Origin of the sequence: Acinetobacter sp. UBA3461, assembly GCF_002381195.1 — a bacterium.
GTDB lineage: Bacteria > Pseudomonadota > Gammaproteobacteria > Pseudomonadales > Moraxellaceae > Acinetobacter > Acinetobacter schindleri.
In genome coordinates this window covers 1-4,851 of record NZ_DFRO01000041.1, presented here as the reverse complement: position 1 = coordinate 4,851, position 4,851 = coordinate 1, and the positions used below count along the sequence as shown (strand labels likewise).

Here is a 4,851-nt window from a genome sequence, read left to right as displayed (position 1 = left end):
ATGCAAGCTTGTTTGAATTGATTTAAATGAGGTCGAAAACAAGCAAAACTTATAATTTAAAGAAAAGGGAAAGTCATGGCATATCAATCTATTAAACCATTTACCAATCAAAAATTGAAAGACTATCCGCCACATACAGATGAGCATATACAAAATGCGCTGGATCAGGCAGAACAGATTCTCAAGTCAGACTGGCCACAACAGATTGATCAACGTATTGAAGTACTAAAGAATATCGCGCAAAAATTACGTGAACAAAAAACCGAACTGGCGAAGCTCATGACGCTGGATATGGGTAAACTGATTAAACAGAGTGAAGGGGAAATTGAATCTTGCGCCAAAATTGCCGAATACTTTGCTGATCACGCCAAAGAGTTTCTAGCTCCGGTGTCTTATGAAACGGAACTCGGCGAAGCATGGGTAGAGTATCATCCTCTGGGTATTGTGATGGCCGTTGAACCCTGGAACTTCCCGTTCTATCAATTGATGCGTGTCTTTGCCCCAAACTGCGCAATTGGCAATCCGGTCCTGGCCAAACATGCTGGTATTGTGCCGCAATGTGCCGAAGCCTTTGAAAAGCTGGTGCTGGAAGCAGGTGCACCAAGAGGTGTCTGGATTAACCTGTTTATCAGTTCTGATCAGGTTCAAGAGATTATTGCTGATCCGCGTGTACAGGGTGTAGCCTTGACGGGTTCAGAAGGTGCCGGAAGTGCCGTAGCAGAACAGGCCGGTAAATACATTAAAAAATCCACCTTGGAACTTGGTGGTAATGATGTCTTTATTGTGCTAGATGATGCTGATCTGGAAAAAGCCATTAAAATTGGCTGTCAGGCCCGGGTAAATAACTCAGGCCAAGTCTGCACTGCGGCCAAACGTTTTATTTTGCATGAAAAAATCGCTGATGAATTTAAAGCAGGTATGCTGAAAGCTTTTCAGGAACTGAAAATTGGTGACCCACTCGACCCTGAAACGACACTGGCACCCTTATCATCAGCTGACGCTCTGGAAAAACTGACCAAACAGGTCGATAAGGCGGTAGCGCATGGTGCTACTGTGCTGACAGGTGGTAAGCCTATCGAGCATGCAGGTAACTTTTATGAGCCGACAATTCTGGAAAATATCAGCCGTGATAATCCGGCCTGGTATGAAGAATTCTTTGGGCCGGTTGCCCAGATTTATGTCGCGAAGGATGAAGATGAAATCGTTTCGATTGCCAACGATTCGCATTATGGTTTGGGCGGTGTGATTCATTCTCAAGATATCGAGCGTGCCAAAAAACTGGCTTCACGAGTTGAAACCGGCATGATCTGGATTAACTGGTTTACTGATACCGCACCAGAGCTGCCATTCGGTGGTATCAAAAACTCTGGTTATGGGCATGAATTATCGATCGACGGTTTCAGAGAATTCACCCAAAAACGTTTAGTCGTCGTGAAAAGCTCTAAAGAATAATGACTTTTCTGTCCTATTCTTCCAGTAAAGAAGCGGCTTTTTAGACCGCTTCTTCTATTAATCTATATTTAATAGTAATAAACCAGTCTGGTGACTGGTTTATCAAGGAGCCTGGGTCATCTATAAAACTGAGATCAACTTTCCTGTTCTGCTGCCTGGGATGGTTTCTCAGGAATCATCATTGCGGCCAGCTTGATCATTTCAGACTGGATATTTCCCATCTGTTTTTCCAGCTTCTGGAAATCCACCTGGCTGAAATCCATCCGGCCATTCAGGAAAGGAGATGCCAATGCTTGCTGATTGGCATTCATCAGGTTGCTACGTACCTGATCGACTTCCTGACTTTTCAAGTTTAAGCCACTTAAAGTCTGGTTAAAGCTTTTTAATTGCTGTTGCAATTGCATTGCGGCGCTCTGCAATTGAGAAGTATCTTTTTCACTGACCGCAGTTTCCAGTTCAGTCTGGGTTTGCTTCAGCTGAGTCACGTAATCACCAGCCTTTAACTGCAAATCGGCCACATCACGTACGATGTAGAACATATTGCCACTTTTAAGGTCTGCAGAAGATTGCTGCACTTCAGTATTTTCTGATACTGCTGTCTGTTCTTCTTCTACATCCTGTTGGTCCGGTTTTTCAGTATATGAAGCAGGGGCAGAAACCTGATCACATCCCAGCAAACTCAATGCACCTGCAAAAAGGGCAAAAGGTAGGACGCTATTTTGGAGAATTTGCTTAAATTTCATTGGGGTGCTCATCATTTACTGCTTACAGGCCATTAATATAGGGATGAAATTTGTAGAAAATACGGAGAGTTGCAAATGAATAACAAAAAAGGCCTCGCTATAGATATTCAAGCATAAAAAAGAGCGCCAAAGCGCTCTTTTTTCACCGAGGAGAGCAGGGTTTAAGCTGCGATAATTTTAATGACCTTATCGTTAACCACATTCATTAGAATGTAGTCGCCATTCACTTTAATCCATTGCTGATTCCTACCTGGCTTGTTGAGTCGTTTATATTTGCTGTGATCCACTTTATAGATTTTGCTTTGGTATTGGTTTGGGACTTTTTGACCTACTCGCCAGTCACGTGATGGATCAACTTTTTTATAACCCTGTTTATGCTGTTGAGCTGGGTGTTTGTTTAGCTGATGATATTGAGGAGCATGATGCTGTTGTTGAGCATGCGACTTGCTATATTGATGATGATCCTGAGGCGCAGCCATGGCCGGAATAGCAACCAGTGCAGTTGAGATCGATAAAACAATTGCTTTCACCAGCGTTTTCATACTTCACCTTTCATTATGGCGGTTTATTTGTGTATGAGCCCATCATAGGCTGGCAGAGGTGTTTGAAATTGAAGAAAGTGTAGTGTAAGTATTAAAATCTAGAAGGAAAATAGAAGAAGTAAATTGAATGATTTTATTAATATACATATCTTTTTTTAATTAAAAAATATAAGCATCTCTAGCTGTGAGAGATGCTTATATTACTATTGTAAATTATTTAGCCAATTCGGCATTAATTGCATCGATGATACGTGGATCATCTGCAGTAATATCCGGTGCAAAGCGAGCCACTACTTCACCATTTTTATTGACCAGGAATTTTTCAAAATTCCATAGCACTTCAGGTGGCTGGTTTGGAGTCAGGCCGTAATCAACCAGATCTTTCCACCATGGGCCTTCACCGGTACGTTCAGGAATCGCTTGGGTTAAAGCAGCATATAAAGGATGTTTAGCTTCTCCAACGACCGGGATCTTGGCAAATAGCGGGAAATCGACCTGATAATTTACTGAACAGAATTCCTGGATTTCCTTCTCGCTGCCTGGCTCCTGTGCCAGGAAATCATTTGATGGGAAACCTAGAATCTCCAGACCTTCGGCTTTTTTCTCGTTATACAGCTTTTGCAAACCTTCATATTGTGGAGTCAGGCCGCATTTAGATGCCACATTGACGATGAGCAAAACTTTACCCTGATACTGATTGAGAGTGAATTCTGCACCCTGAATGCTTAATACTGGAATGTCGTAGACTGAAGTACTCATATGAAGTCCTGTTTTTGATGTGTTTATCCTGTCGAATGTTGTAACGGGTATTCCGGCTGAGTACAAGTAAAAACATGTAGGGCAGTCGGGTAAATTTAAATCCATGCATTAATTTTATGTGAAAAATCAATTATGCTTGCGCTACACAATACGGCGTTGAATTAAAAGCTGCTGGCTTAGACTTGCAGACAATGCTGAACCCTACACTTTATGGATGAGTATATGACACAGCAACACAAGGTAGTGTGGTGGGCATTTTTACTGCCATTGGCAGCAGTACTGATCTGGTCATTGAACATGACCGTGAATCGCTATGTGGCTGACTACATTTCACCAGTAAGTATCAGTTTTTATCGCTGGATTCTGGCTTTACTAATCCTGACGCCGTTTGTTTTACCGCAGGTGATGCGTTCCTGGTGCAGTATTCGACCTTATCTGGGTAAACTGGCTTTACTTAGTGCCTTGGGAATGGTGTTGTATCAAGGTCTGGCTTATACCTCGGCACATTATACTACTGCGACCAATATGGGCCTGATCAATGCCTTCATTCCGGTCTTTACCATCATTGTCGGCATCTTTGTCCTGCATATTCGTCCTGCGGTGACAGCAGTAATTGGCAGTCTCTTGTCGATCTGTGGTCTGATGTATGTCATGGCACAGGGACAGTGGGGGAATTTGCTGAATTTTGGTGATACCTATATCGGTGATGTTTTGATGCTGATCGCGGTATTCTTCTATGCCTGCTATGGAATTTTTCTGAAAAAATGGCAGATACAGATTCCCTTAATTCAGAGTCTGTATATTCAGATCTGCTTTGGTGTTTTGCTGCACATCCCGATGATTCTGTGGACAGGTTTAGATGCCATCAATATCAATAATGCTGGCAGTATTATTTATGCGGGGATTTTTCCATCGATTGCTGCACCATTTCTATGGATGATGGCGGTGCAGGTGCTTGGGCCAAATCGCAGCAGTATTTTTATGAACCTGATGCCTGTCTTTACTGCGCTGATTGCCTATGTTTGGCTAGGTGAGTCCTGGACGGTTTATCACACCATAGGTGGTCTGGTGATTCTGGTGGGTATTTTCCTCGCACAATACACACCCAAGCAGAGGGCATAAATAAGAGTTCTATTTTATAAAATGATATTTTGATTGAAAAATAATCAAACAATTATGTTCATTTAATTGAAATAGCCGGTAAATCTATAAAAATTAAATGTAAAAATAAATGGTTTAAATTGGACTTCGGTTTAAAACTGGAGAAAAAATAGCGGGATATTTTGAATTTTGATCAAATATTCTAAAATAATAATATATAAAATATATTAATAATAACTTTTATTGTATTTGTT

Annotated in this window: 5 protein-coding genes; 2 read left to right on the top strand and 3 right to left on the bottom strand. The window is 41.6% G+C overall.

Going from position 1 to position 4,851, the window contains the following annotated elements:
* Nucleotides 1–75 precede the first annotated feature (75 nt).
* Nucleotides 76–1,452 carry an NAD-dependent succinate-semialdehyde dehydrogenase gene (locus B3D47_RS11275; RefSeq protein WP_286862074.1) on the top strand — a complete coding sequence of 459 codons (1,377 nt, stop codon included), beginning with the start codon at nucleotides 76–78 and terminating at the stop codon, nucleotides 1,450–1,452.
* Between the two features lie 134 nt (nucleotides 1,453–1,586).
* Here the strand turns inward: B3D47_RS11275 and B3D47_RS11270 are convergent, their stop codons facing one another.
* The 3 genes from B3D47_RS11270 to B3D47_RS11260 all read right to left on the bottom strand — a co-directional run bounded on the left by B3D47_RS11270 (nucleotide 1,587) and on the right by B3D47_RS11260 (nucleotide 3,496).
* Nucleotides 1,587–2,195, bottom strand: coding sequence for a hypothetical protein (locus B3D47_RS11270; protein ID WP_286862072.1), 609 nt, complete (start codon nucleotides 2,193–2,195; stop codon nucleotides 1,587–1,589).
* 161 nt (nucleotides 2,196–2,356) lie between these two features.
* Nucleotides 2,357–2,737, bottom strand: a complete 381-nt coding sequence (locus B3D47_RS11265) for an RcnB family protein (RefSeq protein ID WP_286862070.1) — start codon at nucleotides 2,735–2,737, stop codon at nucleotides 2,357–2,359.
* A 213-nt stretch (nucleotides 2,738–2,950) separates the two neighbouring features.
* Nucleotides 2,951–3,496: a glutathione peroxidase gene (locus B3D47_RS11260; protein ID WP_004814265.1), complete on the bottom strand. Its 546-nt coding sequence runs from the start codon at nucleotides 3,494–3,496 to the stop codon at nucleotides 2,951–2,953.
* 222 nt (nucleotides 3,497–3,718) lie between these two features.
* Between B3D47_RS11260 and B3D47_RS11255 the strand changes: the two genes are divergently transcribed.
* Nucleotides 3,719–4,618, top strand: coding sequence for a DMT family transporter (locus tag B3D47_RS11255; protein ID WP_286862067.1), 900 nt, complete (start codon nucleotides 3,719–3,721; stop codon nucleotides 4,616–4,618).
* The last annotated feature ends 233 nt before the right edge of the window (nucleotides 4,619–4,851 follow it).

What these genes read in the sequence shown, in the direction of transcription:
- B3D47_RS11275 (WP_286862074.1), top strand. Translation starts at nt 76, where the DNA reads ATGGCATATCAATCTATTAAACCATTTACCAATCAAAAATTGAAAGAC.
- B3D47_RS11270 (WP_286862072.1), bottom strand. Translation starts at nt 2,195, where the DNA reads ATGAAATTTAAGCAAATTCTCCAAAATAGCGTCCTACCTTTTGCCCTT.
- B3D47_RS11265 (WP_286862070.1), bottom strand. Translation starts at nt 2,737, where the DNA reads ATGAAAACGCTGGTGAAAGCAATTGTTTTATCGATCTCAACTGCACTG.
- B3D47_RS11260 (WP_004814265.1), bottom strand. Translation starts at nt 3,496, where the DNA reads ATGAGTACTTCAGTCTACGACATTCCAGTATTAAGCATTCAGGGTGCA.
- B3D47_RS11255 (WP_286862067.1), top strand. Translation starts at nt 3,719, where the DNA reads ATGACACAGCAACACAAGGTAGTGTGGTGGGCATTTTTACTGCCATTG.